This is a genomic window from Variovorax sp. 679, from assembly GCF_003952185.1.
In the GTDB taxonomy this organism is placed as follows: domain Bacteria; phylum Pseudomonadota; class Gammaproteobacteria; order Burkholderiales; family Burkholderiaceae_C; genus Variovorax.
In genome coordinates this window covers 164,588-189,602 of record NZ_RXFS01000008.1, presented here as the reverse complement: position 1 = coordinate 189,602, position 25,015 = coordinate 164,588, and the positions used below count along the sequence as shown (strand labels likewise).

At 66.2% G+C, this 25,015-nt stretch carries 29 protein-coding genes; 8 read left to right on the top strand and 21 right to left on the bottom strand.

The features are described from left to right. Positions 1 to 113 precede the first annotated feature (113 nt). The 15 genes from EJO71_RS21800 to EJO71_RS21730 all read right to left on the bottom strand — a co-directional run bounded on the left by EJO71_RS21800 (position 114) and on the right by EJO71_RS21730 (position 12,715). Complete coding sequence (locus EJO71_RS21800) at positions 114 to 674, bottom strand: hypothetical protein (protein ID WP_125950752.1); 561 nt, start codon at positions 672 to 674, stop codon at positions 114 to 116. After that, positions 674 to 1,234: a hypothetical protein gene (locus EJO71_RS21795; RefSeq protein WP_125950751.1), complete on the bottom strand. Its 561-nt coding sequence runs from the start codon at positions 1,232 to 1,234 to the stop codon at positions 674 to 676. Before EJO71_RS21795 ends, EJO71_RS21800 begins: the two co-directional genes overlap by 1 nt. A 57-nt stretch (positions 1,235 to 1,291) precedes the next feature. After that, positions 1,292 to 1,858 carry a hypothetical protein gene (locus tag EJO71_RS21790; RefSeq protein ID WP_125950750.1) on the bottom strand — a complete coding sequence of 189 codons (567 nt, stop codon included), beginning with the start codon at positions 1,856 to 1,858 and terminating at the stop codon, positions 1,292 to 1,294. After that, on the bottom strand, positions 1,855 to 2,517 hold the full coding sequence (locus EJO71_RS21785) for an N-acetylmuramoyl-L-alanine amidase (RefSeq protein WP_125950749.1): 663 nt from the start codon (positions 2,515 to 2,517) through the stop codon (positions 1,855 to 1,857). The genes EJO71_RS21790 and EJO71_RS21785 overlap by 4 nt, the downstream gene beginning before the upstream one ends. Before the next feature lie 258 nt (positions 2,518 to 2,775). Continuing rightward, positions 2,776 to 2,991 carry a molybdopterin-binding protein gene (locus EJO71_RS21780; RefSeq protein WP_007829250.1) on the bottom strand — a complete coding sequence of 72 codons (216 nt, stop codon included), beginning with the start codon at positions 2,989 to 2,991 and terminating at the stop codon, positions 2,776 to 2,778. 49 nt (positions 2,992 to 3,040) lie between these two features. Next, entirely contained in the window at positions 3,041 to 3,637 is a 597-nt protein-coding gene (locus EJO71_RS21775; protein WP_125950748.1) for a malonic semialdehyde reductase, read from the bottom strand. A 22-nt stretch (positions 3,638 to 3,659) separates the two neighbouring features. After that, the gene (locus tag EJO71_RS21770; RefSeq protein ID WP_125950747.1) at positions 3,660 to 4,949 is read right to left on the bottom strand and encodes an O-acetylhomoserine aminocarboxypropyltransferase/cysteine synthase family protein; all 1,290 of its coding nucleotides are present in this window, start codon (positions 4,947 to 4,949) and stop codon (positions 3,660 to 3,662) included. A 40-nt stretch (positions 4,950 to 4,989) separates the two neighbouring features. Next, positions 4,990 to 5,832, bottom strand: a complete 843-nt coding sequence (locus EJO71_RS21765; RefSeq protein ID WP_125950746.1) for an ATP-binding cassette domain-containing protein — start codon at positions 5,830 to 5,832, stop codon at positions 4,990 to 4,992. A gap of 8 nt (positions 5,833 to 5,840) precedes the next feature. Further along, positions 5,841 to 6,809, bottom strand: a complete 969-nt coding sequence (locus EJO71_RS21760) for an aliphatic sulfonate ABC transporter substrate-binding protein (protein WP_125950745.1) — start codon at positions 6,807 to 6,809, stop codon at positions 5,841 to 5,843. A 10-nt stretch (positions 6,810 to 6,819) separates the two neighbouring features. After that, positions 6,820 to 7,665, bottom strand: coding sequence for an aliphatic sulfonate ABC transporter permease SsuC (gene ssuC / locus EJO71_RS21755; RefSeq protein WP_125950744.1), 846 nt, complete (start codon positions 7,663 to 7,665; stop codon positions 6,820 to 6,822). A gap of 9 nt (positions 7,666 to 7,674) precedes the next feature. Then, positions 7,675 to 8,844 carry an FMNH2-dependent alkanesulfonate monooxygenase gene (gene ssuD, locus EJO71_RS21750; RefSeq protein WP_125950743.1) on the bottom strand — a complete coding sequence of 390 codons (1,170 nt, stop codon included), beginning with the start codon at positions 8,842 to 8,844 and terminating at the stop codon, positions 7,675 to 7,677. Continuing rightward, positions 8,844 to 9,803: a sulfonate ABC transporter substrate-binding protein gene (locus EJO71_RS21745; RefSeq protein WP_125950742.1), complete on the bottom strand. Its 960-nt coding sequence runs from the start codon at positions 9,801 to 9,803 to the stop codon at positions 8,844 to 8,846. Before EJO71_RS21745 ends, ssuD begins: the two co-directional genes overlap by 1 nt. Before the next feature lie 30 nt (positions 9,804 to 9,833). Beyond that, a complete protein-coding gene (locus EJO71_RS21740; RefSeq protein WP_125950741.1) occupies positions 9,834 to 10,877 on the bottom strand; it encodes a sulfonate ABC transporter substrate-binding protein in 1,044 nt (347 codons plus the stop codon). A 125-nt stretch (positions 10,878 to 11,002) separates the two neighbouring features. After that, on the bottom strand, positions 11,003 to 11,587 hold the full coding sequence (gene ssuE / locus EJO71_RS21735; protein WP_019652906.1) for an NADPH-dependent FMN reductase: 585 nt from the start codon (positions 11,585 to 11,587) through the stop codon (positions 11,003 to 11,005). Positions 11,588 to 11,683: 96 nt separating this feature from the next. Further along, positions 11,684 to 12,715, bottom strand: a complete 1,032-nt coding sequence (locus EJO71_RS21730) for a sulfate ABC transporter substrate-binding protein (RefSeq protein ID WP_125950740.1) — start codon at positions 12,713 to 12,715, stop codon at positions 11,684 to 11,686. 166 nt (positions 12,716 to 12,881) lie between these two features. On the opposite strand from EJO71_RS21730, the gene EJO71_RS21725 reads away from it, so the two are divergent. Further along, positions 12,882 to 13,154 (top strand): oxidative damage protection protein, encoded by a 273-nt coding sequence (locus tag EJO71_RS21725; RefSeq protein ID WP_125950739.1) that lies wholly within the window; start codon positions 12,882 to 12,884, stop codon positions 13,152 to 13,154. A gap of 7 nt (positions 13,155 to 13,161) precedes the next feature. Then, complete coding sequence (gene mnmC / locus EJO71_RS21720; protein WP_125950738.1) at positions 13,162 to 15,009, top strand: FAD-dependent 5-carboxymethylaminomethyl-2-thiouridine(34) oxidoreductase MnmC; 1,848 nt, start codon at positions 13,162 to 13,164, stop codon at positions 15,007 to 15,009. A gap of 2 nt (positions 15,010 to 15,011) precedes the next feature. Here mnmC and EJO71_RS21715 read toward each other — a convergent pair whose 3' ends face one another. Next, positions 15,012 to 15,812 (bottom strand): sulfite exporter TauE/SafE family protein, encoded by an 801-nt coding sequence (locus EJO71_RS21715; RefSeq protein ID WP_125950737.1) that lies wholly within the window; start codon positions 15,810 to 15,812, stop codon positions 15,012 to 15,014. Positions 15,813 to 15,817: 5 nt separating this feature from the next. Further along, a complete protein-coding gene (locus EJO71_RS21710) occupies positions 15,818 to 16,153 on the bottom strand; it encodes an antibiotic biosynthesis monooxygenase (protein ID WP_125950736.1) in 336 nt (111 codons plus the stop codon). Positions 16,154 to 16,278: 125 nt separating this feature from the next. Here EJO71_RS21710 and EJO71_RS21705 point away from each other — a divergent pair, with 125 nt between their 5' ends. Next, positions 16,279 to 17,178 carry a transglutaminase family protein gene (locus tag EJO71_RS21705; protein WP_240651473.1) on the top strand — a complete coding sequence of 300 codons (900 nt, stop codon included), beginning with the start codon at positions 16,279 to 16,281 and terminating at the stop codon, positions 17,176 to 17,178. A gap of 26 nt (positions 17,179 to 17,204) precedes the next feature. Here EJO71_RS21705 and EJO71_RS21700 read toward each other — a convergent pair whose 3' ends face one another. Together EJO71_RS21700 and EJO71_RS21695 are read right to left on the bottom strand one after the other, a co-directional pair. After that, positions 17,205 to 18,428 (bottom strand): glycerophosphodiester phosphodiesterase, encoded by a 1,224-nt coding sequence (locus EJO71_RS21700; RefSeq protein WP_125950734.1) that lies wholly within the window; start codon positions 18,426 to 18,428, stop codon positions 17,205 to 17,207. Between the two features lie 149 nt (positions 18,429 to 18,577). After that, positions 18,578 to 19,501 (bottom strand): crotonase/enoyl-CoA hydratase family protein, encoded by a 924-nt coding sequence (locus EJO71_RS21695; RefSeq protein WP_125950733.1) that lies wholly within the window; start codon positions 19,499 to 19,501, stop codon positions 18,578 to 18,580. A gap of 80 nt (positions 19,502 to 19,581) precedes the next feature. Between EJO71_RS21695 and EJO71_RS21690 the strand changes: the two genes are divergently transcribed. Further along, the gene (locus tag EJO71_RS21690) at positions 19,582 to 20,067 is read left to right on the top strand and encodes a YcxB family protein (RefSeq protein ID WP_125950732.1); all 486 of its coding nucleotides are present in this window, start codon (positions 19,582 to 19,584) and stop codon (positions 20,065 to 20,067) included. Positions 20,068 to 20,077: 10 nt separating this feature from the next. Here EJO71_RS21690 and EJO71_RS21685 read toward each other — a convergent pair whose 3' ends face one another. Continuing rightward, positions 20,078 to 21,565: a HAMP domain-containing sensor histidine kinase gene (locus EJO71_RS21685; RefSeq protein ID WP_125950731.1), complete on the bottom strand. Its 1,488-nt coding sequence runs from the start codon at positions 21,563 to 21,565 to the stop codon at positions 20,078 to 20,080. Further along, entirely contained in the window at positions 21,565 to 22,290 is a 726-nt protein-coding gene (locus EJO71_RS21680) for a response regulator transcription factor (protein WP_125950730.1), read from the bottom strand. Before EJO71_RS21680 ends, EJO71_RS21685 begins: the two co-directional genes overlap by 1 nt. A gap of 99 nt (positions 22,291 to 22,389) precedes the next feature. Here EJO71_RS21680 and EJO71_RS21675 point away from each other — a divergent pair, with 99 nt between their 5' ends. From EJO71_RS21675 to msrA, 4 genes are all read left to right on the top strand, one after another. Beyond that, positions 22,390 to 23,040 (top strand): cytochrome b/b6 domain-containing protein, encoded by a 651-nt coding sequence (locus EJO71_RS21675; RefSeq protein WP_125950729.1) that lies wholly within the window; start codon positions 22,390 to 22,392, stop codon positions 23,038 to 23,040. A gap of 11 nt (positions 23,041 to 23,051) precedes the next feature. After that, entirely contained in the window at positions 23,052 to 23,843 is a 792-nt protein-coding gene (locus EJO71_RS21670; RefSeq protein WP_125950728.1) for a molybdopterin-binding protein, read from the top strand. A 106-nt stretch (positions 23,844 to 23,949) separates the two neighbouring features. Then, on the top strand, positions 23,950 to 24,201 hold the full coding sequence (locus tag EJO71_RS21665; RefSeq protein ID WP_019652918.1) for a pentapeptide MXKDX repeat protein: 252 nt from the start codon (positions 23,950 to 23,952) through the stop codon (positions 24,199 to 24,201). A 107-nt stretch (positions 24,202 to 24,308) separates the two neighbouring features. After that, on the top strand, positions 24,309 to 25,010 hold the full coding sequence (msrA, locus tag EJO71_RS21660; protein ID WP_125950727.1) for a peptide-methionine (S)-S-oxide reductase MsrA: 702 nt from the start codon (positions 24,309 to 24,311) through the stop codon (positions 25,008 to 25,010). Positions 25,011 to 25,015 lie beyond the last annotated feature (5 nt).

Here is a 25,015-nt window from a genome sequence, read left to right as displayed (position 1 = left end):
GCTGTTTGCAGTTTCAAATGCGTGGGCCGACTAAGCGGACCTTCCATGGAGAACCGACAAAAGAAAACCCGCCGTGGCGGGTTCTCGGGGCAGGCGACGCATTGGTCGAAATGTCAGGGCTTGTCGCGCTCGTCTCGAGTCCTCTTCAACCGAAGCTCCGCTTCGCTGGCGGAGAGTTGACCCTCTGCAACCAGCTTCTTGAGTCTTCGCTCATCCGCGCGGTATAGCGCATCTTTCAGAAGCGCCATCTTGCGCTTCCTGCAAGGGTCACACTCGTAGAAATTCGGTGGACTCGCCGTCGGCTTCATTCCTGCGTAGAACTCTCCAGTGCTGATTCGTCCGTTTGGCTCAATCCCCATGGCAAGGATTTTTCCGTTCTTGAAAGTAACGATCGCCTCTCCTTCACACCCTGTGGTATCCGTATTTTCGGGATCGTAGGCCCCCCAGGAAACCCTTCGCATATGCCGCAACGCATAGCGGACATCCTCATCCGTCAGCACTACGTCGTCGCAGTTCAGAAAGTCCTTGTTCTCCCAGGCAGTCCTGCCTGAAGGGACGGTGATCTTCACCATTTGCACGTAAGCGATGGGGTATCTCGGATCAGCGGCCTGTGCTGAAGACATTCCCGCCGCCCCGACTAGAGCACTGGCCACGAGATTTTTGATCCTGCGCATCAAGGTCCCTTACGCGCCGAGCGCGCCTTCTGCAGCAGGAGTTCCGCTTCGGCAGAAGAGACTCGTCCCTGCCCCACCAGTTTCTTTAGCCTGCGCTCATCAGCACGATCGAAAGCGTCCTGCAGAAGGATCATCTTGCGCGTCCTGCACGGATCGCATTCGTAGTAGCTTTCAGGAGCACCGGTAGGTTCGAGCTTCGCGTCCGCTTCGAAGATGTTGATCCTCCCCGTGGGCTCGACCCCGATGACGATGATCTTTCCATTGCTGAAGGTGACGGAAGCACCGCCTGAACACCCTGTCCTCTCCGTCTTCTCGCTGAAAAACGCCTTCTCCGTGACCCTGCGTATGTGACGCAGCGCATATCGCACATCATCTTCAGTCAGGACAACATCGGAGCAATCCAGGAGATCCTTGTTCTCCCACACAGACCCGTTGGAGGGTTCGATGACCTCGATGCTTTTTACTGAATCAATCCGGTATCGCTTGTCGGCGGCATTTGCCGGATATCCCACGGCGAAGAGCAGCGCCGCGACGGCCATCAAATCGATTGTCTTTTTCATAGTGTTGTTACGATCAGCCCACCGTAGTGGGCCTCCAGAAGACGAACTGACAGGACCTCAGGGCTTGTCCCTATCAGCCCGCATCCTCTTCAACCGGAACTCTGCTTCGCTGGCAGAGAGCTGGCCTTCCTCGACCAGCTTCCTGAGCCTTCGCTCGTCCGCGCGGTTCAGCGCGTCTTTCAAAAGGGCCATCTTGCGATCCCGGCAAGGGCCGCATTCGTAGAAGCTCGTGGAGCCGGCAACAACCCTCATCTTTGCATCGTATTCCGCAGTGCCAATTCGTCCATCGGGCTCGATGCCCATGACAAGAACCCTCCCGTTCTTGAACGTAACGAGCGCCTCTCCTTCACATCCTGTGGCGCCCACTTTTTCAGGGTCGTATCCTTTCCACGAAACTCTCCGCATATACCGCAAGGCGTAGCGCACATCTTCTTCAGTCAATACAACGTCGTCGCAATTGAGAAAATCCTTGTTCTCCCAAGCAATGTTTCGCTGTGAAGGCCTTGTGACCTCAATTTCCTGCACATATGCGGTCGGATATCTCTTGTCAGCGGCCTGCGCCGGAAGCGCCGCGGCCACCGCACCCAGTACAGCTGTGATTGTGAGAATGTTGGTCTTTTTCATGGTGTCTGTACGGGCAGCTTCCAATTCGCGCCCCGCGCCTCCGTTATGTTCTTGCTGCTGACCACGGGATGACGAAATACTTCGGCCGATCCAATCTTTATCGAGTCTGCGAGTACGCTGACTAGCCAAGAAAGAGCTTGATTCTGGGCTGCGGTAGGCTCGTCGAATATGCCGTGTTCGCCTCGAATTTTTTCGAGCGACCATTCGATCTGCTTGCCAATTGGTTGGAACCCCGCAGGCAACCTAGCCCTGCCAACTATCTCGATTCCGATGGCCTCCATGTTGTTCGGATAGCGTTCGCCTGGCGGCTTGCGCATCTCGATGCGATGCATACCCTCCGCCCCGATGTTCTTGAAATCGCTCGGGCTACATTTCCCCGCAGTCAAGCATCGCGCCTTCAACGGCCCCACGTGATTCGTCCTCTGATAGATCGCCGCCGTCTGATAAATCGTCCCATCCTTGTCGATGAGAAAGTGCGCCCCGTTCGCCTTGGTCCGCTTGTAGCTGTTCAATGAAGACGCCGAAGTATCGGCATCCGTCTGGTGCACCACGATGCCAGTGATCGCCCCAGCCCTCTTCCCTCGCTCGATCTGCGGACTGCGGGCGTGCCTCACTCGCGCGTGGCTGATCATTCCATGTTCGTCAATTTCAACGAGCATGCGGTTCCTCCCTGAAGTGTTTGATTGAATGCATTCGCGAAGTCACGACCCGCATCGATGTGCGGAACACGACTTCGCGGCGCATGCTATTGCGACACCTTCAAAGAAGATTCAGGCCTCTAAAAGATTCGGACGATTTCCAAAATTCAGCACAGTCGATGAGTTGACACCCTGTAAACCGCTGAAAACACGGGCGCCAGAAACGAAAAAACCCGGCGCCATGACAGCGCCGGGTCGTCGCAGATGCCCGAGGGTCCGTCAGAGCTTCGCGATCGAAACCTCGGTGGACTTCACGAGCGCAACCACGTCGGAGCCCACCTTCAACTGCAGCTCGTCGACCGAGCGCGTGGTGATGACCGAGGTGACGATGCCCCAGGCGGTTTCGACGTCGACTTCGGAGACGACGTCGCCGCGGATGATTTCGCGGACCTTGCCCTTGAACTGGTTGCGCACGTTGATGGCTTGGATGGACATGATGGGTTCTCTTTCAGGTTGAGGGAATTCGTTGAGGAAAAGCACGAGATCAGACGATCTCCGCCACGTCGTCGAACGCGAGCCTCGGGCCGCGCTCGAAAGTGCCAGCGTGGTCGGCCACGCCGAGGTTGACGAGGAAGTTCGCTCGATAGCGCCCGTCGGGGAAGAAGGCCTTGTCGACCAGGTCCGCGTTGAAGCCCGACTGCGGGCCGGCGTCGAGGCCAAGCGCCCGCGCCGCGAGGATCAGGTAGGCGCCCTGCAGGCTGCTGTTGCGAAAGGCCGTGGCCTGCGCCGCTTCGGCGCTTTTTTCGAAGAAGGGCTTGGCGTCGTAGGCCGGGAAGAGGCTCGGCAGGTGCTCGTAGAAGCGCGTGTCGTGCGCCACGATCACCGTGACGCCGGCCGCCAGCGTCTGCGCGGTGTTGCCCGCGGACACGGCCGGCTTCAGCTTCGCCTTGGCCTCCTCGCTGCGCACGAACACGTAGCGCGCCGGCTGGGCGTTATAGGCGGTCGGCCCCCACTTGAGCAGGTCATAGAGCTTGTGGATGACCTCGTCGGTCACGGGCACGGGCTTGAAGGCGTGCACGGTGCGGGCCTTGCGGAACAGCTGGTCCAGCGCGGCTTCGGGAATGGCTTGCAGTGTGTTCATGGTTCTTGCAAAAAGTCTCTCTTCAATTCGACGCGGCGGCCAATGCCTGGTCGAGGTCGGCGATCAGGTCGTCGATGTGCTCGATGCCGACGGACAGGCGCACCGTGTCCTCGGTGACGCCGGCGCGGGCCAGCTCCTCGGGCGACAGCTGCCTGTGCGTGGTCGATGCCGGGTGCGTGGCCAGCGAGCGCACATCGCCGATGTTCACGAGGCGGGTGAAGAGCTTCAGCCCATCGAGGAACTTCGCCCCACCCTCGCGACCCGAGCCGATGCCGAAGGTCAGCACGCCGCTGGCCTTGCCGCCGAGGTACTTCTTGGCGAGCGCGTGGTCCGGGTGGTCTTCGAGCGCCGCGTAGTTGACCCACTTCACCGCCTTGTGCGTCTTCAGGTGCTGCGCCACCCGCAATGCGTTGTCGCTGATGCGGTCCACGCGCAGCGCCAGGGTCTCGATGCCCTGCAGGATCAGGAAGGCGTTGAACGGCGAGATGGCCGCGCCCGTGTTGCGCAGCGGCACCACGCGCGCGCGGCCGATGTAGGCGGCCGGGCCCAGCGCGTCGGTGTAGACCACGCCGTGGTAGCTCACGTCGGGCTCGTTCAGACGCTTGAAGCGCTGCTTGTGCTCCGCCCAGGGGAACTTGCCCGAATCGACGATCGCGCCACCGATGCTGGTGCCGTGGCCGCCGAGGTACTTGGTGAGCGAGTGCACCACGATGTCGGCACCATGCTCGATGGGTCGGCTCAGGTACGGCGAAGGCACGGTGTTGTCGACGATCAACGGCACGCCGTTGCGATGCGCGATCTCGGCGATGGCCGCGATGTCGGTCACGTTGCCCGCCGGGTTGCCCAGCGACTCGACGAACACCGCCTTGGTCCGTTCGTCGAACAGCTTCTCGAAGCTGGCCGGATCGCGGTGGTCCGCGAAGCGCGTGGTGATGCCGAACTGCGGCAGCGTGTGGGCGAACAGGTTGTAGGTGCCCCCATAGAGTGCCGTGCTGCTGACGATGTTGTCGCCGGCCTCGGCGATGGTCTGGATCGCGTAGGTCACGGCAGCCTGGCCCGAGGCCAGCGCCAGCGCTGCGATGCCGCCTTCGAGCGCGGCCACGCGCTGCTCCAGCACGTCCTGCGTCGGGTTGTTGATGCGGGTGTAGATGTTGCCCGGCACCTTCAGGTCGAACAGGTCGGCGCCGTGCTGGGCGCTGTCGAAGGCGTAGGCGACCGTCTGGTAGATCGGCGGCGCCACGGCGCGGGTGGTCGGGTCGGGCGAATAGCCGGCGTGGACCGACAGGGTTTCGAATTTCCAGTTCTGCGACATGCGACTGCCTTTCAAATGGGCTGATGGATGAAGAGGCTCGTCAGATCGCCCAGCGCAATGCATGCGCCGGGGTTGCGAGCCAGCTGGCGTCGGTGCTCTCGGGTTCGGTCTCTTCGGACTTCTGCAGCACCCTGTCGAGGATTCGTTTTTCGATCGCGGCGAATGCCGGGTCGCCCTGCGAGCGCGGACGGGCCAGCGCGATGTTCTCGTCGAGGGCGATGCGTCCGTCCTCGATCAGGATCACGCGGTCGGCCAGCGCCACGGCCTCCTGCACGTCGTGCGTCACCAGCAGCGCAGTGAAGCGGTGGCGCTGCCACAGGTTCTCGATGAGGCGGTGCATCTCGATGCGCGTGAGCGCGTCGAGCGCGCCCAGCGGTTCGTCGAGCAGCAGCAGGCGCGGGTGGTGCACCAGCGCACGGGCCAGTGCCACGCGCTGGCGCTGGCCACCCGAAAGTCGCGCCGGCCACTCGTTCTCGCGGTCGGCCAAGCCCACCTGCGCGAGCACTTCCTTGCCGCGCGCCTTGGCGTCGTTCGGCAGGCCCAGCGTCACGTTGTCGAGCACGCGCCGCCACGGCAGGAGGCGTGCCTCCTGGAACATGATGCGGGTGTCGTCGTGCAGGCCGTGCACGGCCTTGCCGTCGGTGTAGAGGGCGCCGGAACTCGGCTCCTCGAGGCCCGCGATGAGCCGCAGCAGCGTGCTCTTGCCGCAGCCGCTGCGCCCGACGATGGCGATGAACTGGCCCGGCTCGATGGCCAGGCGCGTGTTGCGCAGCACCTCGCGCACGCCGTAGCGCTTGTGCAGGTTGCGCGCCTCGAGGCGCACGCCGCCAGCGATGGCTTGCGGTTGAGCCTGAGGTTGGATGTCTTTCAGTACGGCACTCATGATTTTCTTCAGGCTCCCGGCTTGAACAGCGCCACGTTCAGCGCATCGATTTTTCTTGGCAGCAGCTTCTCGGCGAGGAAGGCGTCGGCGATGCGCTGCTGCTCGCCCAGCCCCTCGGGCACTACCGGCCGCACCGCGTAGCTGCGGCGGGCGTTGGCCTGCTCGATGGTCGCGGCGTCCAGGCCCCACACGGGCGACAGCAGCGTGGCCGCCTCCTTCGGGTTCTGCTTGACCCACTTGCCCGTCTTCTCCAGCTCGGCGTAGACCACGCGCAGCACGTCGGGCCGCGCCTTCGCGAACTTGCTGCTCGCAAGGTAGTAACGCTGGTACGACGCGATGCCAGCACCATCGGCCAGCACACGCACCTTCGACTGGCGCTGGGCGGCGGCGAGGAACGGGTCCCACACCACCCAGGCGTCGATGGCACCCTTCTCGAATGCGGCACGGCCGTCGGCCGGCGTGAGGTAGGCGGGCTCGATGTCCCTGAACGACAGGCCGGCCTTGTCGAGCACGGCGATCAGCAGGTAGTGCGCGCCGGCCGCCTTCGCGAAGCCGACCTTCTTGCCCTTGAGATCGGCCACGGTCCTGATGGGCGAGTCCTCGCGCACCACGACGGCCTGCGCCGATGGCGAAGGCGCCTCCTGCGCGAGAAAGGTCAGGTCGGCACCGGCCGCCTGGGCGAACACGGGCACCGTGTCGGCCACGTCGGCGCTGATGTCGAGGTTGTCGAGGTTCAGCGCCTCCAGCAGCGGCAAGCCGCTGGTGAACTCGTGCCAGCTGAGCGTGACGTTCAGCGGCGCGAGCTGTTTCTCGAGCACGCCCTGCGTCTTCAGCACGGCGATGAGCGTCGACGACTTCTGGTAGCCGAGCCGCACGGTGGCGGGCCGGCTGGCCACGCCCTGCGCGAGCACTGCGCCCGAGCCGAGCGCGGCGAGCGTCGCGATGGCCGCGCGGCGGGAGATCGTTGAATGCGTCATTCCCCTGCCCTCACTTCGCCTTCTTCTGATAGCCGGGGTGCCAGCGAAGCCACCACTGCTCCAGCCCGCGCGCGAACAGGTCGGCCAGCTTGCCGAGCAGCGCGTACAGCAGGATGCCCACCAGCACGATGTCGGTCTGCAGGAACTCACGGGCGTTCATCGTGAGGTAGCCGATGCCGGCCTGCGCCGAGATGGTCTCCGCCACGATCAAAATCACCCACATCAGGCCCAGCGAGAAGCGCAGCCCCACCAAAATCGACGACAGCGCCCCCGGCAGGATCACCTCGCGATACAGCTGCCAGCGCGAGAGTCCGTAGGTGCGGCCCATCTCGATGAGCTGCGGATCCACGTTGCGGATGCCATGGAAGGTGTTCAGGTAGATCGGGAAGAACACCGACACCGAGATCAAAAACAGCTTGGCCGACTCGTCGATGCCGAACCACAAGATCACCAGCGGGATCAGCGCCAGCGCCGGAATGTTGCGCACCATCTGGATGGTGGAGTCGAGCAGCGTCTCGGCGAACTTCACCGAGCCGGTCAGCAGGCCCAGCAACAACCCCGCCCCGCCGCCGATGGCCAGCCCCAGGAGCGCGCGGCCCGCGCTGACCTTCACGTGCGTCCACAGCTCGCCGGACACCGTGAGGTTCCATGCAGCCTTGACCACGTCGATGGGCGCCGGCAGCACCCGCGTGCTGAGCCAGCCCAGCGACGACGCGATCTGCCAGAAGACGATGAGCCCCACCGGCACCAGCCACGGCACGAGCCGCTTCGCCACGTTGATGGCGAAACTCCTGAGCGCGTTCCCCGTGTTTTCCACGGGCGCCACCGCCGGCAGTTCCTGAACTTGTTCGGTCATGGCGTTCCTTCAGCTTTGGGAAACGAGGCGCGAAGGCGCGTCGAGATTCGCGACGACCTCGCCGAAAGGCCCGCTCAGCGAGCCGCCGGCCAGCTGCGTCTTCGCCTTGCGCGAGAGCAGCGGGAACACCAGCTCGGCGAAGCGATAGGCCTCTTCGAGGTGCGGGTAGCCAGAGAGGATGAACTTGTCGAGCCCGAGCGCCGCGTATTCCTCGATGCGAGCCGCGACGGTCTTCGGGTCGCCGACCAGTGCCGTGCCCGCGCCGCCGCGAACCAGGCCCACACCGGCCCAGAGGTTCGGCGCGATCTCCAGCTCGGCGCGCGAGCGCTTCGCGCCGCCCGCATGCAATGCGGCCATGCGGCGCTGTCCTTCCGAATCCATGCGCGCGAAGGCGGCCTGCGCGCGGATCACGGTCTCGTCGTCCACGCGGCTGATGAGTTCCTCGGCGGCCTTCCAGGCGGCATCTTCGGTCTCGCGCACGATCACGTGCAGGCGAATGCCGAACTCGACCTTGCGGCCCTGGCGCTGCGCGCGGGCCCGCACGTCGGCGATCTTCTTCGCGACCTCGGCGGGCGGCTCGCCCCAGGTGAGGTACGCGTCGACCTGCTCGGCAGCGAGGTCGTGCGCGGCGGCCGAGGAGCCACCGAACCACACCGGCGGATACGGCTTCTGCACCGGCGGGTACAGCAGCTTCGCGCCCTTCACGCTCAGGTGCTTGCCCTCGTAGTCGAAGGCCTGTCCTTCGTGGCTGCGCGCGATGATCTCGCGCCAGATGCGGATGAACTCTGCCGACTGCTCGTAGCGCGCCGCGTGGTCGAGGTACACGCCGTCGCCCTCGAGTTCGGCCTGGTCGCCGCCGGTCACGAGATTCACGAGCAGGCGTCCGCCCGAGAGCCGGTCGAAGGTCGCGGCCATGCGCGCGGCCAGGCTGGGCTGGTGCAGCCCGGGGCGCACCGCCACCAGGAACTTGAGCTTCTTCGTCGCGCCGATCAGGCTGGAGGCGATCACCCAGGGGTCTTCGCACGAGCGGCCCGTCGGGATCAGCACGCCTTCGTAGCCGAGGTTGTCGGCCGCGCCGGCGATCTGCTGCAGGTAGGCCAGGTCGATGGGGCGCGCGCCCTCGGTGGTGCCGAGGTAGCGGCTGTCGCCGTGCGTGGGGAGGAACCAGAAGATCTGCATCACGCGACTCCAGCGCCGGCGGCTTCGAGCACGTTGATGTTCTTCGGGATCAGCTTGAGCTCGAAGAAGGTGTCGGCGATCTTCTGCTGCTCGGCCAGGATGGCCTTGGTGATCGGCGCGGTGCCGTAGGCCGAGCGGTTCACCGACAGTTCCGCCACCGGCTTCGGCAGGCCCCAGAGCGTGGCCAGCTCGCCGGCCAGGTCGCCCTTGTTGGCGGCGCCCCAGACGTCGACCTTGTTGAGCTCCTCGATCGCGATGGCCAGCACGTCGGCGTTCTTCGCCACGTAGTCGAGCGAGGAGAAGTAGTAGGCACGGTTGCCGACCACGCCCGTCGCGTCGGCCAGCACGCGCGCCTCGAGCGACTTCTCGGCCGCGGCGAGGAACGGATCCCAGATCACCCATGCGTCGACCGAGCCTTTCTCGAAGGCGGCACGCGCATCGGCGGGCGGCAGGTAGACCAGGTTCAGGTCGGCGTACGAAAGGCCGTGCTTTTCAGCCAGCTTGACGATGAAGTAGTGGACGTTCGAGCCCTTGTTGAGCGCGATCTTCTTGCCCTTGAGCTCAGCCACCGTCTTGATGGAGGAACCCTTGGGCACCAGCACCGCCTCCGACTGCGGACGCGGCACGGTTGCGCCCACGTAGGCCAGCGGCGCGCCGGCGGCCTGCGCGAAGATCGGCGGTGCCTCGCCCACGTCGCCGAAGTCGATGGAGCCGACGTTCAGCGCCTCGAGCTGTACGGGGCCTGCGGTGAACTCGGTCCACTTCACGCTCACGCCGAGCGGCGCCAGACGCTTTTCGAGCGTGCCTCGGCCCTTGAGCAGCGTGAGATAGCCCTTCTGGTGGCCAATGCGGAACTGGCGCGCGGGTGCCTGCGCCAGCGCGGCGAACGAGGAAGGCAGCGCGATGGCGGCGGCCGCGCCCTGGATCAGGCGGCGGCGGGGAATGGAGATGCGTGTCATGGGTTCAGGGGATCCGATCCGGTGAATGCCTCAGGGCTGCGCCGTGACCACGGCGTCGCTGACCTTGATGGGCTTGGGAATGAGCTTCAGCGCGAAGAAGGTGTCTGCGATCTTTTGCTGGTCGGCAGCGACGGCCGGCGTGATCGGCTTCACGTTGAACTCGTAGCGGCGCAGCGCCAGCTCGACCACGTCGACCGGCAGGCCCTGCAGCGGAGCGATGAGCTCGGCCGCCTGGCGCAGGTTCTTCTTGAGCCAGATGCCCTGCTCGACCGAGTCGGCGAACAGCGCGTCGATGATCTTCGGGTTGTTCTTCACGAAGCCGCGCTCGCCCAGGTAGTACTGGTAGTTGTTGACCACCTCGGGCGTGCCGTCGGCCAGCACGCGTGCGCCGGTGGCTTTCTCGGCGGCGGCCTGGAACGGATCCCAGATCACCCATGCATCGACGTTCCTGCTCTCGAAGGCGGCGCGGCCGTCGGCGGGCGCGAGGTAGACGGGCTGGATGTCGGAGAGCTTCAGGCCGTTCTTCTCGAGCTGCTTCACGAGCAGGTAATGCACGTTGCTGCCCTTGTTGAGCGCGACCTTCCTGCCCTTGAGGTCGGCGACGGACTTGATGGGCGAATCCTTCGTGACGAGGATGGCTTCGGCGCGCGGCGCGGCCGGGTCGTAGCCGAAGTAGACGAACTTGGCTCCTGCAGCCTGCGCGAAGATGGGCGGCGCCTCGCCGACGTAGCCGACGTCGACCGCGCCAACATTCAGGCCTTCGAGCAACTGAGGGCCGGCCGGGAACTCGACCCACTTCACGCCGAAGCCCAGCGGGGCGAGCTTCTTCTCGAGCGTGCCCTGCGCCTTCTGCAGCACGAACAGGCTGGCCGACTTCTGGTAGCCGATGCGCAGCTCGCCCTTGCCCTGGTTGCCCTGGTTGCCCTGGGCATGGGCCGATGCGGCGGAGATGAAACTGACGATCAGCGCGGTGGCGCTGACCACGACGGCACTGATCAGCAGATCGCGCAGGCCGCGCCAGAAGGAGCGCGGCGGCACCTCGAGCACGGAGTCTTCGGTTGCAACGGGGTTCATGCGTGGATTCCTTGGTCTGCAAAAACTTCAGGCAAAGCCGCCCCCTTGCCGCGCACAGGCGGTTTCGAAAAAGAGGACGGGGATGGGTCTGGCGGGAGAGCCGGGTTCGTTGAAGAACCCGCTCGTCAGACGCTACATCGCACGCGGGAAAACGGCACCGGCTCGAAGCCGTGGGTTGCGGGCAGCTTGAGGCCCTCGGTGGCCAGCACTTCTACGGCCTCGTTGAGCCGTTCGGCCAGGTCGTTGTGCACCTGGTAGGCGTTCTCGGGCGTCAGCGCGATTTGCGATTCGCTGGCGTACACGCCCGGCAGGATGTGGCGTGCCGACAGTGACTGCAGCACAGGGCGCAGCGCGTAGTCGAGCGCGAGCATGTGGTGCGGGCTGCCGCCGGTGGCCAGCGGCAGCACCGTCTTGCCCTTCAGCGCGTTCTGCGAGAGCAGGTCGAGAAAAACCTTGAGCAGACCGCTGTAGGCCGCCTTGTAGACCGGCGTGGCCACAACGATCACGCGCGCTGCCGCCACCTGGGCGATGGCGCGCTCGATGGCCGGGTGGTTCCACTCCGCGAGCAGCAGCGCCTGCGCGGGCAACTCGCGCACGGCGAGCCGCTCGATTCGCGCATGCCGCTGGGCCAGCCGCTCACCCACCGCATCGAGCAGGGCTGTGGAGCGGGACGGGGCCGTGGGGCTGCCGGCAATCAGGAGAACGGACACGGGAGGCTTTCTGTTTTCTTCAGGAATTCAGGGTGAGCCGGGCCACGGCGCCCGCTGGACGGGCGCCGTGCACTGCCGGCTCGGCAGCGGATCGGCTTACTTCTGCTTTGCCGTGTAGATCTGGTCGAAGGAGCCGCCGTCGGCGAAGTGCTCCTTGTCGGCCTTCGCCCAGCCGCCGAAGGCCTGGTCGATGGTCACCAGTGTCAGCTTGGGGAACTGCTTGTCGTACTTGGCCTTGGCCTTGTCGGAGGTCGGGCGGTAGAAGTTGCGGCCGGCGATGTCCTGGCCTTCATCCGAGTACAGGTACTTCAGGTACTCCTCGGCCACGGCGCGCGTGCCCTTCTTGTCGACGACCTTGTCGACCACCGACACGCTGGGCTCGGCCAGGATGGAGATGGAAGGCACCACGATCTCGAACTTCTCGGGGCCGAATTCCTTCAGCGCCAGGAAGGCTTCGTTCTCCCAGGCCAGCAGCACGTCGCCCACGCCGCGCTGCACGAAGGTGATCGTCGCGCCACGCGCGCCGGTGTCGAGCACGGGCACGTTCTTGAACAGGTTGCCGATGTATTCCTTGGCCTTTGCATCGCCACCGTACTTGCGCTTGGCGAATTCCCACGCGGCCAGGTAGTTCCAGCGGGCGCCGCCCGAGGTCTTGGGGTTGGGGGTGATCACCTGCACACCGGGCTTGACCAGGTCGTCCCAGTCCTTCAGGCCCTTGGGGTTGCCCTTCTTCACCAGGAACACGATGGTCGAGGTGTAGGGGGCGGAGTTGTGCGGCAGGCGCTTCTGCCAGTCGGCCTTGACCAGGCCGCCGTGCGAAACGAGCGCATCGATGTCGCCGCCCAGCGCCAGCGTGGCCACGTCGGCGTCGATGCCGTCGATGATCGAGCGGGCCTGCTTGCCCGAGCCGCCGTGCGACTGCTTGACCGTCACGTCCTGGCCGGTCTTGGCCTTCCAGTACTTGGCGAAGGCCTGGTTGTAGTCCACGTAGAGCTCGCGCGTCGGGTCGTAGGACACGTTCAGCAGCGTCACGGGGCCCTGGGCGAACGTCGGCAACGCCGACAGGGCCATGGCACCGGCCACGCCGGCACCCAGGGAAAGCTTGATAAAGTCGCGGCGGAGGCTCATGGTGTCTTGCTCTTAAAAGGCATATCGATGAAGCTGCGTATTCTCAATACGACATATAGAAACTGGAACGACCAAGTTTTCAGTTCTAAATAGCCAAATCAACTAAGCAGCCGCTCCCCGCTTTTTTCTCCCGTCTCCCCACATTTCCCGTTCAAAGGCAATCGATATGGCACGCATGGTTCAGTGCATCAAGCTCGGCAAAGAGGCCGAAGGGCTCGACTTTCCCCCCTACCCAGGCGAACTGGGCAAGCGCCTCTGGGAGAACGTCAGCAAGGAAGCATGGGCCGCCTGGCTCAAGCAGCAGACCATGCTGGTCAACGAAAACCGGCTGAACCTGGCCGATCTGCGCGCCCGCCAGTACCTGGCGCGGCAGATGGAAAAGCATTTCTTCGGCGAAGGCGCCGACGTGGCGCAAGGCTACGTCCCCCCCACGAACTGAGCCTGTCTTGGCCGCCGAGCCCGTCGCCTGGCGCGCCGACGGCGTTCCCCGCAGCGAGCGCTTCGACGACATCTATCACACCGAAACCGGGGCACTGGCGCAGTCGCGCCGTGTGTTCCTGGGCGGCTGCGGCCTGCCCCAAGCCTGGCCCGGGCAGCCGCAATGGCGGATTCTCGAAACCGGATTCGGTCTTGGCCTCAATTTCCTGACAACCTGGCAGGCCTGGCGCGCCGACCCGGCGCGGCCACGCTTGCTGCATTTCGTCTCGGTCGAGGCGCACCCGGTTTCGGCCGACGACTTGCTGCGCGGCGCCGAGGCCTATCCCGAGCTGGTTTCACTTGCCCGCGAACTGGCCGCGCAATGGCACGGGCTGCTGCCAGGCTTCCACCGGCTGGCCTTCGACGAAGGGCGCGTGCTGCTCACGCTGTGCATCGGTGACGTGCAGGCGATGCTGCGCGCCCAGCGCTTCGAGGCCGACAGCATCTTCCTGGACGGCTTCAGCCCGCAGCAGAACCCGGCCATGTGGTCCGAAGACACGCTCAAGGCCGTGTCGCGCTTCGCCCGGCAAGGCACGCGCATCGCCACCTGGACCATCGCACGGGCGATCCGCGACGCGCTGAAGCAATACGGTTTCACGGTGGAGAAGCATCCGGGCCTGCCGCCGAAACGCGACTGCCTGCGCGGCGTGTTCGCGCCCGCCTGGACCGTCCGCCGCCGCGGCCCCGCGCCGGAGCGCGTCGAAACGCCGGGACGCTGTGCCGTCATCGGCGCAGGCCTCGCTGGCGCTGCCGTGGCGGCGAGCCTCGCGCGGCGCGGCTGGCAGGTGACGGTGCTCGACGCGGCCGACTGGCCCGCCTCCGGCGCTTCGGGATTGCCGGTGGGCATGCTGGCGCCGCATGTGTCGCCCGACGACGCCCTGCTCTCGCGGCTCACGCGTGCCGGCATCCGCGCTACCTGGGCTGAGCTGGTGCGGCTGCTTGAAGAAGACCGCGACTGGCGCGCCAGCGGCGTGCTCGAGCGCCGGCCCGATGGCGATACCCGCGTGCCCGCCGGCTGGAGCAGCAGTGGACCCAACGAATCGTGGCCCGCTGATGCCGACCGGCTGGCCGCGAGCGGCCTGCCCGGCGACACGCCCGCGCTCTGGCATGCACGCGCGGCCTGGGTGCGGCCGCAGCGCCTGATCGCCGCCTGGCTGCGCCAGCCGGGCGTCGAGTTTCGTGGCGGTTGCCGGGTGGCGCGGCTGGAACGTCATGCAGGCGGCTGGCAATTGTTCGACCCGGCCGGAGATTTGCTGACCGTCGCGGACCGCGTGGTCGTCTGTGCCGGCTTCGAATCGGCCCGCTTCGCCCCCGGGCTCCCCTTGCAGCCCGTGCGCGGACAGGTCGCCTGGGGCCCGATGCCCGACGATGCCTCCGCCCTGCCCGTCACGCCGATCAACGGCGACGGCCACCTGGTCGCCCATGTGCCCGGCGAACGCGATGAGGCCCCGATCTGGCTGGCCGGCGCCACCTTCGACCGCGACAGCACCAGCCTCGACCCCACCGAAGCGGATGGCACGGCGAACCACGAGCGCCTCGCCCGGCTGCATCCAGCGGCTGCCGAGGCGCTGGCCGATGAATTCAAGCGTGACGAGATCAATGCATGGGTCGGCGTTCGCTGCGCTTCCGGCGACCGTCGCCCGCTGGTCGGCCCGCTCGACGCGCAGGCTCAGGGCCTCTGGGCCTGCACCGCGCTGGGCTCGCGCGGCCTGAGCTTCGCCGCGTTGTGCGCCGAACTGCTGGCCGCGCAGTGGCACGCAGAGCCGTTGCCGCTGCCGGCCACGCTGGCCAGGGCGCTCGGCACCCAACGGCTCTGAAATCAGCCCGCGCCTGCCGCGCGATACGCCATCAGCAGCGCCATGCAGATCACCAGCACGAAGAAGTACCTGCGCAGAGTCCGCTCGTCGAGCCGGGTCGCAAGCCGCGCCCCGGCCGCCGTGCCGACCCACAGTCCGATCACGACGCAGACCAGCAGGCCCCAGGGCAGCCCGTTCGCCACGCTCGCATAGACGAGCACGGCCGGCAGCGCGAGCGGCAAGGCATTCACCGCAAGGCTCACGGCCTGCGCCCGATGCTGTGAGTAGTGCAGCGCGACTGTCAGCAACGCCGTGATGGCCAGCCCGCCGCCGATGCCGAGCAGGCCCGACGACGCACCAGCCACCACACCTACGACCACCAGCGCCACGGCCGCGCCGCGAGGCTCCCCGGGCGCCTCGGCGCTACCTTCGGCCTTCGCGGGGGACTTCAGCACGACCAGCGTCGCCAGCACCAGCAGGTAGCCGACGAACATCCACCGCAGCGTCGCGTCGGCCAGATGGTTCGCACCGCGCGCGCCCAGCCAGGCCCCGGCCAGGAACCCGAGCGAGATCCAGGCCACCGTGCGCCACGACGCCCCGTGCCCCGACACCCGGTAGCGCAGGAACCCGGCAAGGCTGGTCGGCAGCAGCTGCGCGGCGAGCGAGACGGCCTGCGCGTCGTGCTGGCCGAGTCCGGGCATCAGCGCCAGCGCCGGCACGAGCGCCCCGCCGGGGCTCACGCCGAGCAGGCCGCCCATCGCGCCCGCGAAGACGCCGATCGCCAGCCCGCCGAGTACCTGCACGAGGCCGAGGGATTCGAACATGCCGGCTATGCGGCGCCTTGCTCCACGGGCGCCAGCATGTGGTCGATGCGGCTGTCCCCGTAGGTGCGCAGCACCTCGGAGATCACCACCTTGTACCCGTCGAGCCAGTTCGCCTGCGCGGCCTTGGCCTGCTGGTGCACGGGATGGCGGATCAGCGCCTGCAGGCTGTCGAGCGAATCCCAGTAGTAGACGTTCGACACCAGCCCGTTGCCCGGGTTTTCCCACGTTTCCTCGCCCAGGTAGCCGGGCAGTGATTTCGCGGCCGCGGCGATGGTCTGGTCGAGACGGTGGAATTCGTCGTCGAACTGCTTCTTGGCGAAGATGAAAGTGGCGCAGTACATGGCGGGCCGGAATCTCCTGGATGAACCCGAATGAACCCGGGCAAGGCACGGACGGGCGCCGATTCTGCGGCATGTGCCCTCGCCGATCCACCCTTTTGCCACGCGAAGGCATGAGAATGCGGCGCATGGCCACCCAGTACGACATCAAGCACACCACCGTCTATCGCTACAACAAGCCGGTCACCTTCGGCTTGCACCGCGTGATGTTCCGTCCGCGCGACAGCCACGATCTGCGCGTGCTGGCCACCGACCTGCAGGTGAGCCCGCAGGCCTTCACCCGGCTCATTCAAGACCCGCACTCCAATTCCGTCGCGCTGGTACAGCCCATGGGCGAAGCGACTGAGCTGCGCATCGTCTGCTCGTTCACCATCGAGCATGTGCCGGCGCAGCAGGATCAACTGGCGCTCGACCCGGCCGCCGAATTCCTGCCCTTCGCTTATTCCGTGCAAGAGCGCCTCGACCTCGAACACTACCTGCGCCCGCACCACGACGACGACAACCAGGGCACGCTGATCCGCTGGGCCCACCAGTTCCTGCACACCGACCAGCCCAACAGCACTCGCGAGGTGCTCACGCGCATGAACGCGCACATCGGCCAGAGCCTCGAATACAAGGCGCGCGACGAGGAAGGCACGCAAACGCCGCTCGTCACGCTGGCGCTGGGCAGCGGCAGTTGCCGCGACTACGCCCTGCTGATGATGGAGGCCGCGCGGCGCCTGGGCATTGCCACCCGCTTCGTCTCCGGCTACCTCTACGACGCCGCGCTCGACAACGCCGCCCAGACCAAGGGCGAGTCGATGACCGGCGCCGGCACCACGCATGCCTGGCTGCAGGCCTACCTGCCGGGCATCGGCTGGCTGGCCTTCGACCCGACCAACAACCTGATGGGCAGCGGCCAGCTGATTCGTGTCGGCGTCACGCGCGACCCGGCGCAGGCGGCACCGATCTCGGGCAGCTGGTACGGCGACGCCGAGGCCTACGAAGGCCTCGAAGCGACGGTGATCGTCACGCGCCGCAAGAACTGAGCGCCGCCGGCCTTTCAGCCCTCTTTCTATTTGGGCCGTGCCGCGCGATATGCCTTGACCGCCGGCACCGCCGTTGCGGGGCTGTCGGCGAAGAGGCCGTCGATGCCCGCATCGAGGAATGCCTTGATTTCCCCGGCCGTGTCGCCGTACGCAATCGGGTCGGTCTTCGGGTCCTTCTTCAGGCTGTCGGGCAAGAAGTTGTTCTCGGGCCGGAAGGTCCAGACGTGGACCTGCAGCTTCCTGTCGTGCGCGTCCTTCACGAGCGTGGTCGGCGTGCCCAGCTTGCCGCTGACCACCGGGATCACACTGGTCTTGTCGGCACCGATGCCCTGCGCATACGTCGCGATCTCGGCCAGGCCCTCGGGCTTCTTGAGGTCGGCATAGGTCCGCTTGTCGCCCAGAACCTGGAGGTCGTAGGGCGCGCCCGCCGAGTAGACGAGCTGGATGATCCTCACCGTGCTCTTCAGGCGGATGTCCTTCAGGTTGCCCGTCTCGAAGGACTGCACGAACACTGGCGCGTCGGCCTTGTTCATGTCGTGCTTCTGCAGCGTGTCGAGCAGCTTGTTCTCGAGCGGCAGGCCGATGGAACGGAAGTAGGTCGGGTGCTTGGTCTCGGGGTAGATGCCGATCACGCGGCCCTTGGCCACCGACTGCGACTTGGCGAGCTGGATCACCTCGTCGAGCGTGGGCACCTGGAACTGGTCGTTGTACGACACGTTGGCCGGGCGCAGCTTCGGGATGCGTTCGCGGGCTTTCAGCTCCCTGAGTTCGGCCAACGTGAAGTCTTCGGTGAACCAGCCGGTGATCGAGGTGCCGTCGATGACCTTGGTGGCCTTGCGGCTGGCGAATTTCGGCACATCTGCCACGTTGGTGGTGGCCTCGGTCACGTTGCCCGAGCCATCCACGATGGCGATGGCGTTCTCGTGGCGGGCGACCAGTTCGCCGTCCTTGGTGGGTACGAGGTCCGGCTCGATGAAATCGGCGCCGTCGTCGATGGCCTGCTGGTACGCGGCCAGCGTGTGCTCGGGCCGCGATGCCGAAGCGCCGCGGTGGCCGATGACGAGCACGGGTGCTGCTTCCGCTGGTGCGGGTGCCGGCGCCGGGGCCGGCGCGGGAGCCGGTGCCGGCGGTGATGCCGGTGCGATGGGCAGCAGCGGTGTGCCTCCACCGCCGCTGCCGCCGCCACAGGCCGCGATGAACGCGCAGGCGCAAGCCGCCAGCGTCGTCCTGGAAAAGATGAACGATTGCATTGAGATTCCTCCCTCTTGTATGTCGATGCGAATGCACCCCGCCTCACGCTTCTTAGTGTTGTGGTCGGCTGGCGGTGGGCGCGCCGGATCATCGAGGGGAGGTATGTCGGTCGCGTGACATGCGACCGCACCGTGGCGCTCAGTCGTGCTCAGCCACGCGCGGCCAGCTTCGCCTCGAGCTCCGCGATGCGCGCGCGGGCTTCGTCGCCTTCCGGAATCGGCCGGCCGCTATCGCGCCACTGCACCGCGCTCTTGAAGCCCTCGGCCTCCGCCTGCCGCCTGAACCACATGCCCTCGGGGTTGTGGCGCGTGATGCCGTCGAACACGGTGGCGAACATCTGGCTCTGCTCCAGCCCCATCGAATGCCAGACCTGGTTGACGACCAGCTTGTGCATCATCAGGTGCGAACGCGGCACGCCCGCGATGCGCAGCGCGAGCTTCAGCGTGGCCTCGTCGAGCTGGTCGGCCGGCACCGAGAAATTGGCGAGGCCCCATTCGGCCGCCTGCGTGCCGGCAATGGTGTCGCCCGTGAACATGAGCTGCTTGGCGCGCATGGCGCCGAGGCGGTAGGTCCACATCGCGGTGGTCGGGCAGCCCCACACCCGCGTGGGCATGTAGCCGATGCGCGCGTCGTCGGCCATGGTGAGCAGGTCGCAGCACAGCGCGATGTCGCTGCCGCCCGCCACCGCGTAACCGTGCACCTTGGCGATGGTCGGCTTGCGGCTGCGCCACAGGGCCATGAAGTCGTCGGTGTTGCGCTTCATGGCGGCGTAGTCGAGCATCGGGTCCCAGGGGGTCTTCTCCTGGCGGCAGGGGTGGTCGCCCTGCCCTTCATGTCCGTGGCCCTCGGCGTAGTCTCCGAGGTCGTAGCCGGCGCAGAAGGCACGGCCCGCGCCTTCGACCACGATCACGTGCACCTCGTCGTCGGCCTCGGCCCATTCGACTGCCCTGCGTATCTCCGAAGGCGTGGTCTCGCCGATGGCGTTGAGCTTGTCGGGCCGGTTGAGCACGAGGCGCGCGATGCGCGGGTGCTGCGGGTCCTTGTCGATCAGGACGGTTTCGAAGGCGGGCATGGTCCTTTGTCTCCTGGAGTTGGGTCGCGTCGCTCTTGTAGCATCCACGCTCACTTGCAGGCAAACCCCGGGCGCCCCCCATGATCGCGACATTCAGGATCTCCGAAGACGACTACGCCTACGCGATGAAGCTGTTCGCCCGGCCGACGCCGCTGCGTTGGGCCCTGCTGGCGGCAATCGGCGTGCTGCTTCTGCTGGGCGTCCTGATCGGTGGCCGCAATGTCTGGCTCGCCGCCGTGGGAGGAATGGTAGGCATGGCCATCGTGCTGCTGGCCACGCGCCTGCTCACGCCCGCCATGGCGCGCCGGCACTACCGCAAGTACAAGGCGATGCACGCGGAGTTCCAGGCGGAACTGCTGGACAACGGCCTGCGCCTCATGTCGCCGCACGGCGATGGCATCGTGGTGTGGGAGAACGTGCTCAAGTGGCGCCAGAACGACCGCTTCGTGCTGATCTACCCGATGCCGAGGCTCTATCACATCGTGCCGAAGTCGATCGCGTCGCAGGGCTTCGACCTGCAAGGCCTGCTGGAGCGCCTGGAGCAGCGCGTGGGGCCGGCGTTCTGACCCGCCCCTGTCAGGCGCCAGCCGCGCCGCCCAGCTGGAACCGGAACACCGCGCCCTTGTCCGCCTGCTGCACCAGCCGGATGTCGCTGTCGTGCAGCTGCAGGATGCGCTTCACGATCACCAGGCCCAGGCCGCCGCTGCTCGCGCCGTTGGTGCGCGAACCGCTCATGAACACGGGGCGCATGAACAGCGCCTTCTGCAGCTCGCCCGGAATGCCCGGCCCCGTGTCGCTCACCTGAACCGCCACACCGGCGTTCGCGGCGCGCAACTGAACCACGATCTCGCCACCCTCGGGTGTGTGGCGGATGGCGTTGTCGAGCAGGTTGGTCAGCACGCGCTCGATCATGCCGAGGTCGGCCGACACCACCGGCAGGCCGGGCGCGATGTCGGGCTTCAGGCGCTGGTGCCGCGCCTCGGCGGCCAGTTCGAACTTCTGGAACACGTCCTGCACGAGATCGGCGAGCGCGAAATTCTCTTTCTCGGGCTTGACCACGCCGTATTCGAGCCGGGCCAGCTCGAACACTTCCTGCGCGAGGCGACCGACCTTGCGGCTCTGGCCCAGCGCGATCTCGAGATAGCGCCGGCGCTCCTCATCGCCGAGCGTGCCGGCCTTGAGCAGCAGCGTTTCGAGATAGCCGTGCAGCGACGTGAGCGGCGTGCGCAGGTCGTGCGAGATGTTCGCGAAGAGCTCGCGGCGCTGCTGGTCCTGCAGGGTCAGTTCGCGCCATTGCTCGGCGATGCGCCGCGTCATCTGCGTGAAGGCCTGGCCCAATTGGGCGATTTCGTCGCTGCCCTGCGAAAGGCGTTCCAGCGTGGGCGCCTCGCCTTCGAGCGAGGCGATGCCTTCGGTCTCGAAGCGCTTCACCGCCGCGGTCAGCTCGCGCAACGGCCGGGTGATGAGGCGGAACGCCGCAAGGCCCGCCAGCAGCCCGAGCAAAGCCACGAGTCCCATCGACCACAGCGTGGTGCGCAGCACGTTGTCGGTCGCCACGTTGGCGACCAACGCGTCGTGGTCCTCGCCCTGCAGCACCACGTAGACATAGCCCGCGTCGCGACCGTCCATGCGCAACGGCGCGACGCTGAACACCTTGGACGCCGTGATGCTGCGCGGATCGTCGCCCGCGATGGGCAGCGGCGCGCCCGCCAGCAGCTTGCGCACCGGCTCCAGCCCGACCCGGTCTCGCTTCAGGTGCCCCGGCGGCGCGGCCTGCGCCTTGATGCTTCCGTCCAGCCCCAGCAGGTAGACCTCCACGCTCGGGTTGACGGCCATCAGCTTGTCGAACAGGTCTTTCACTGCTTCCTGGTTGAGCCCGCCGGGCTTCATGAGCTCGGAGTTTTCGGCGATATGTGCCGCGAGCCCGAGCGACAGCCGCTGGATGACTTCCTGCTCGTGGATGCCGTTGGAGCGCATCTGCAGCCACACCGACGCGCCACTGCACACCAGCAGCAGCACCGCGAACACGGCGGAAAGCCGCCGCGACAGCGTGGCCCATGCCATCACGGCGAATCCTCCCCGTTGGCGGTGGCCGACAGCTTGTAGCCGCGCCCCCATACCGTGAGGATGCGCCGCGGCTCCGCCGGATCGGCCTCGACCTTGGTGCGCAGCCGGTTGATGTGGGTGTTGACGGTGTGCTCGTAGCCGTCGTGCTGGTAGCCCCAGACCTGGTTGAGCAGGTCCAGCCGCGAGAACACCTTGCCGGGGTTGCGCGCGAAGAAGTACAGCAGGTCGAACTCGCGCGGGGTTAGCTCGACGGGCTTGCCGTCCACCCGCACCTCGCGCGCGAGCGGTTCGATGTCGAGGTTGCCCAGCGTGAGGCTGCCCGACTCCATGCGCGCGTTGCGCGCCAGCGCGTCGGTGCGCCGCAGCAGCGCCTTCACGCGCGCCACCAGCTCCAGTACCGAAAAGGGCTTGGCCAGGTAGTCGTCGGCGCCCAACTCCAGGCCCAGGATGCGGTGAACCTCGCTGGATCGCGCGCTGATGATGATGATCGGCGTGTAGCGCGTCATGGCGCGGGCGCGGCGGCAGATCTCGAGGCCATCGATGCCGGGCAGCATCAGGTCGAGCACCAGAGCGTCCCAGCTGCCGCGCTCCAGTTCGCGCAGGCCGGCGTTGCCGTCGGCGGCGTGCTCGACGGCATAGCCCTCGTCGCGCAGGTGCATGCGCAGGAGTTCGGCAATGTGGGCGTCGTCCTCGACGATCAGCACGCGCTTGGCAGTGTCCATGGTGGCGCCATTGTCCCGCGATACGGCTTCCGGAGTTATCACGATTAATTGAAGTTTGCGTGATGAATCGGCCATGGGGTGCGCCCAACAATCCGCCCCATGAACAGCACAGCCATCGCCCCACCAGCCGAGTCGGCCCCGCCGGCCGATGCCCGCCGCCCGATCCATCCGCTGTGGATGCGCATCACGCACTGGCTCAACGCGCTGGCGGTGGTGATCCTGGTGACCAGCGGCTGGCGCATCTACGACGCCGCGCCCTTCTTCCCCTTCACCATTCCCACCGTGATCACGCTCGGCGGCTGGCTGGGCGGCGCGCTGCAGTGGCACTTTGCCGCGATGTGGCTGCTGGTGTTCAACGGCCTCGTGTACCTGACCCTGAACATCGCCAGCGGCCGGCTCTTCAGCAAGTTCTTCCCGGTGACGCCGCGCGGCGTGCTGCAGGACGCGCTGGCCGCGCTCAAGGGAAAGCTCTCGCACGCCGACCCGCGCCGCTACAACAGCGTGCAGAAGCTGGCCTACCTGTTCGTGATGCTCGACCTGATCCTGATCGTGCTGTCGGGCCTGGTGCTGTGGAAGTCGGTGCAGTTCCCGGTGCTGCGCGAGCTGCTGGGCGGCTACGAGTTCGCCCGCCGCATCCATTTCTTCTGCATGGCCACCATCGTCGCCTTCGTCGTCGTTCACCTCGTGATGGTGGCGCTGGTGCCGCGAACCCTCCTCACCATGCTCCGCGGCCGCGCGCCGAAGGACTGAGTCGTCCCATCATGAAAATCTTCAAGGCCCCCACCCTGAGCGGCATCGACGGCGAAGCCGTGCTGCACGAAGCCCGCACGCTGATCGCGAAGAAGCTCGACCAGCCATCGCGCCGCATCTTCCTGCAGCGCTCGCTCACGCTCGGCGGACTCTCGCTGCTCACGGGCTGCAGCATCAGCGACAACGCGCAGGTGGAAGCCGCGCTCACGAAGATCTCGCGCTTCAACGACAAGGTGCAGGGCCTGATCTTCAGCCCGACCCAGCTCGCGCCGACCTACACCGAGGCCGAGATCACGCGCCCCTTTCCGTTCAACGCCTACTACGGCGAAGACGAGGTGCGCGAGGTGGACGAGGCCAGCTACAAGCTGGAAGTGACCGGCATGGTGGCCGACAAGCACGCCTGGACGCTGGCCGAGCTGCGCGCCATGCCGCAGCACGACCAGATCACGCGGCACATCTGCGTGGAAGGCTGGAGCGCCATCGGCAAATGGGGCGGCGTGCGCTTTGCCGACTTCCTGCGCCACATCGGCGCCGACCTCACGGCGAAGTACGTCGGCTTCAAGTGCGCGGACGACTACTACACCAGCATCGACATGCCCACCGCGCTGCACCCGCAGACGCTGCTGACGCTGACCTACGACGGCCAGCCGCTGCCGCCGAAGTACGGCTTTCCGATGAAGCTGCGCATGCCGACCAAGCTTGGCTACAAGAACCCGAAGCACATCAAGGCGATGTTCGTCACCAACACCTATTCCGGTGGCTACTGGGAAGACCAGGGCTACAACTGGTTCGGAGGGAGCTGAGGGGCCGCCAAAGCCGCTCGACTGCCGAAGAAAGCGAAAGGCGGAGTTCCCCGGGGACCGAGCCGACATTGAAAACTCAACCTCAACTCACTCAGGAAAACTTCAAATGAACAAGCTCACCGCAACCCTGCTCGCAACCTGCATGGCTTTCGCCGGCGCCTCGGCTTTCGCCGCGGACGAAATGGCGAAGGACGGCATGGCCAAGGACTCGATGTCCAAGGACGCCATGAAGAAGGACTCGATGGCCAAGGATTCCATGTCGAAGGACGGCATGAAGAAGGATTCGATGGCGAAAGACTCCATGTCCAAGGACGCCATGAAGAAGGACGCCATGGGCAAGGACGAGATGAAGAAGTAAGCCGGCAAGGCACCTCGCAAGCGCCATTGACGTCCGGAAGATTCGGCGTCAATGTCGCGTTGGCCGATCAGCCGGCCGACGCAAATCCCGTTCCCCAAGGAATCCCCATGAAATCCCTCGCACTCACCGCAGGCACGCTGGCTGCCGCCGCCCTGGTCTGGCACGCGGTGCCGTCGTTTGCCGAAACCGCTCGCCGCGTGCCCGCGCCCACCGCAGACCTGGTGGCCCCGCCCGCCGCGAAGACCGAAACCGCCGTGTTCGCCGGCGGCTGCTTCTGGGGCGTGCAGGGCGTGTTCCAGCGCGTCAAGGGCGTGAGCAACGCCGTGTCGGGCTACGCCGGTGGCGAGGCGAAGACGGCGCGCTACGACGAAGTCGGCTCGGGCCGCACGGGCCATGCCGAATCGGTGCGCATCACCTACGACCCGCAGCAGATCAGCTACGGCAAGCTGCTGCAGATCTACTTCTCGGTGGCGCACGACCCCACCGAACTCAACCGCCAGGGCCCCGACACCGGCACGCAATACCGCTCCACCGTGTTCGCCGAGAACGCGGAGCAGGCGCGCATCGCCAATGCCTACATCGCGCAGCTCAACCAGGCGAAGACCTTCGGCAAGCCGCTGGCCACCACGGTCGAGATGTCCAAGCCCTTCTACGCGGCCGAGGACTACCACCAGGACTACCTGACGCTGCATCCGAGCCAGCCCTACATCGCGATCAACGACATGCCGAAGATCGACGACCTGAAGAAGCTGTTCCCGGAGAGCTACAAGGCCACGCCTTCGCTGGTGAAGGCGGCCAAGTCGGGCTGAGCCGG

What these genes read in the sequence shown, in the direction of transcription:
- EJO71_RS21800 (WP_125950752.1), bottom strand. Translation starts at nt 674, where the DNA reads ATGCGCAGGATCAAAAATCTCGTGGCCAGTGCTCTAGTCGGGGCGGCG.
- EJO71_RS21795 (WP_125950751.1), bottom strand. Translation starts at nt 1,234, where the DNA reads ATGAAAAAGACAATCGATTTGATGGCCGTCGCGGCGCTGCTCTTCGCC.
- EJO71_RS21790 (WP_125950750.1), bottom strand. Translation starts at nt 1,858, where the DNA reads ATGAAAAAGACCAACATTCTCACAATCACAGCTGTACTGGGTGCGGTG.
- EJO71_RS21785 (WP_125950749.1), bottom strand. Translation starts at nt 2,517, where the DNA reads ATGCTCGTTGAAATTGACGAACATGGAATGATCAGCCACGCGCGAGTG.
- EJO71_RS21780 (WP_007829250.1), bottom strand. Translation starts at nt 2,991, where the DNA reads ATGTCCATCCAAGCCATCAACGTGCGCAACCAGTTCAAGGGCAAGGTC.
- EJO71_RS21775 (WP_125950748.1), bottom strand. Translation starts at nt 3,637, where the DNA reads ATGAACACACTGCAAGCCATTCCCGAAGCCGCGCTGGACCAGCTGTTC.
- EJO71_RS21770 (WP_125950747.1), bottom strand. Translation starts at nt 4,949, where the DNA reads ATGTCGCAGAACTGGAAATTCGAAACCCTGTCGGTCCACGCCGGCTAT.
- EJO71_RS21765 (WP_125950746.1), bottom strand. Translation starts at nt 5,832, where the DNA reads ATGAGTGCCGTACTGAAAGACATCCAACCTCAGGCTCAACCGCAAGCC.
- EJO71_RS21760 (WP_125950745.1), bottom strand. Translation starts at nt 6,809, where the DNA reads ATGACGCATTCAACGATCTCCCGCCGCGCGGCCATCGCGACGCTCGCC.
- ssuC (WP_125950744.1), bottom strand. Translation starts at nt 7,665, where the DNA reads ATGACCGAACAAGTTCAGGAACTGCCGGCGGTGGCGCCCGTGGAAAAC.
- ssuD (WP_125950743.1), bottom strand. Translation starts at nt 8,844, where the DNA reads ATGCAGATCTTCTGGTTCCTCCCCACGCACGGCGACAGCCGCTACCTC.
- EJO71_RS21745 (WP_125950742.1), bottom strand. Translation starts at nt 9,803, where the DNA reads ATGACACGCATCTCCATTCCCCGCCGCCGCCTGATCCAGGGCGCGGCC.
- EJO71_RS21740 (WP_125950741.1), bottom strand. Translation starts at nt 10,877, where the DNA reads ATGAACCCCGTTGCAACCGAAGACTCCGTGCTCGAGGTGCCGCCGCGC.
- EJO71_RS21730 (WP_125950740.1), bottom strand. Translation starts at nt 12,715, where the DNA reads ATGAGCCTCCGCCGCGACTTTATCAAGCTTTCCCTGGGTGCCGGCGTG.
- EJO71_RS21725 (WP_125950739.1), top strand. Translation starts at nt 12,882, where the DNA reads ATGGCACGCATGGTTCAGTGCATCAAGCTCGGCAAAGAGGCCGAAGGG.
- EJO71_RS21715 (WP_125950737.1), bottom strand. Translation starts at nt 15,812, where the DNA reads ATGTTCGAATCCCTCGGCCTCGTGCAGGTACTCGGCGGGCTGGCGATC.
- EJO71_RS21710 (WP_125950736.1), bottom strand. Translation starts at nt 16,153, where the DNA reads ATGTACTGCGCCACTTTCATCTTCGCCAAGAAGCAGTTCGACGACGAA.
- EJO71_RS21705 (WP_240651473.1), top strand. Translation starts at nt 16,279, where the DNA reads ATGGCCACCCAGTACGACATCAAGCACACCACCGTCTATCGCTACAAC.
- EJO71_RS21700 (WP_125950734.1), bottom strand. Translation starts at nt 18,428, where the DNA reads ATGCAATCGTTCATCTTTTCCAGGACGACGCTGGCGGCTTGCGCCTGC.
- EJO71_RS21695 (WP_125950733.1), bottom strand. Translation starts at nt 19,501, where the DNA reads ATGCCCGCCTTCGAAACCGTCCTGATCGACAAGGACCCGCAGCACCCG.
- EJO71_RS21690 (WP_125950732.1), top strand. Translation starts at nt 19,582, where the DNA reads ATGATCGCGACATTCAGGATCTCCGAAGACGACTACGCCTACGCGATG.
- EJO71_RS21685 (WP_125950731.1), bottom strand. Translation starts at nt 21,565, where the DNA reads ATGGCATGGGCCACGCTGTCGCGGCGGCTTTCCGCCGTGTTCGCGGTG.
- EJO71_RS21680 (WP_125950730.1), bottom strand. Translation starts at nt 22,290, where the DNA reads ATGGACACTGCCAAGCGCGTGCTGATCGTCGAGGACGACGCCCACATT.
- EJO71_RS21675 (WP_125950729.1), top strand. Translation starts at nt 22,390, where the DNA reads ATGAACAGCACAGCCATCGCCCCACCAGCCGAGTCGGCCCCGCCGGCC.
- EJO71_RS21670 (WP_125950728.1), top strand. Translation starts at nt 23,052, where the DNA reads ATGAAAATCTTCAAGGCCCCCACCCTGAGCGGCATCGACGGCGAAGCC.
- EJO71_RS21665 (WP_019652918.1), top strand. Translation starts at nt 23,950, where the DNA reads ATGAACAAGCTCACCGCAACCCTGCTCGCAACCTGCATGGCTTTCGCC.
- msrA (WP_125950727.1), top strand. Translation starts at nt 24,309, where the DNA reads ATGAAATCCCTCGCACTCACCGCAGGCACGCTGGCTGCCGCCGCCCTG.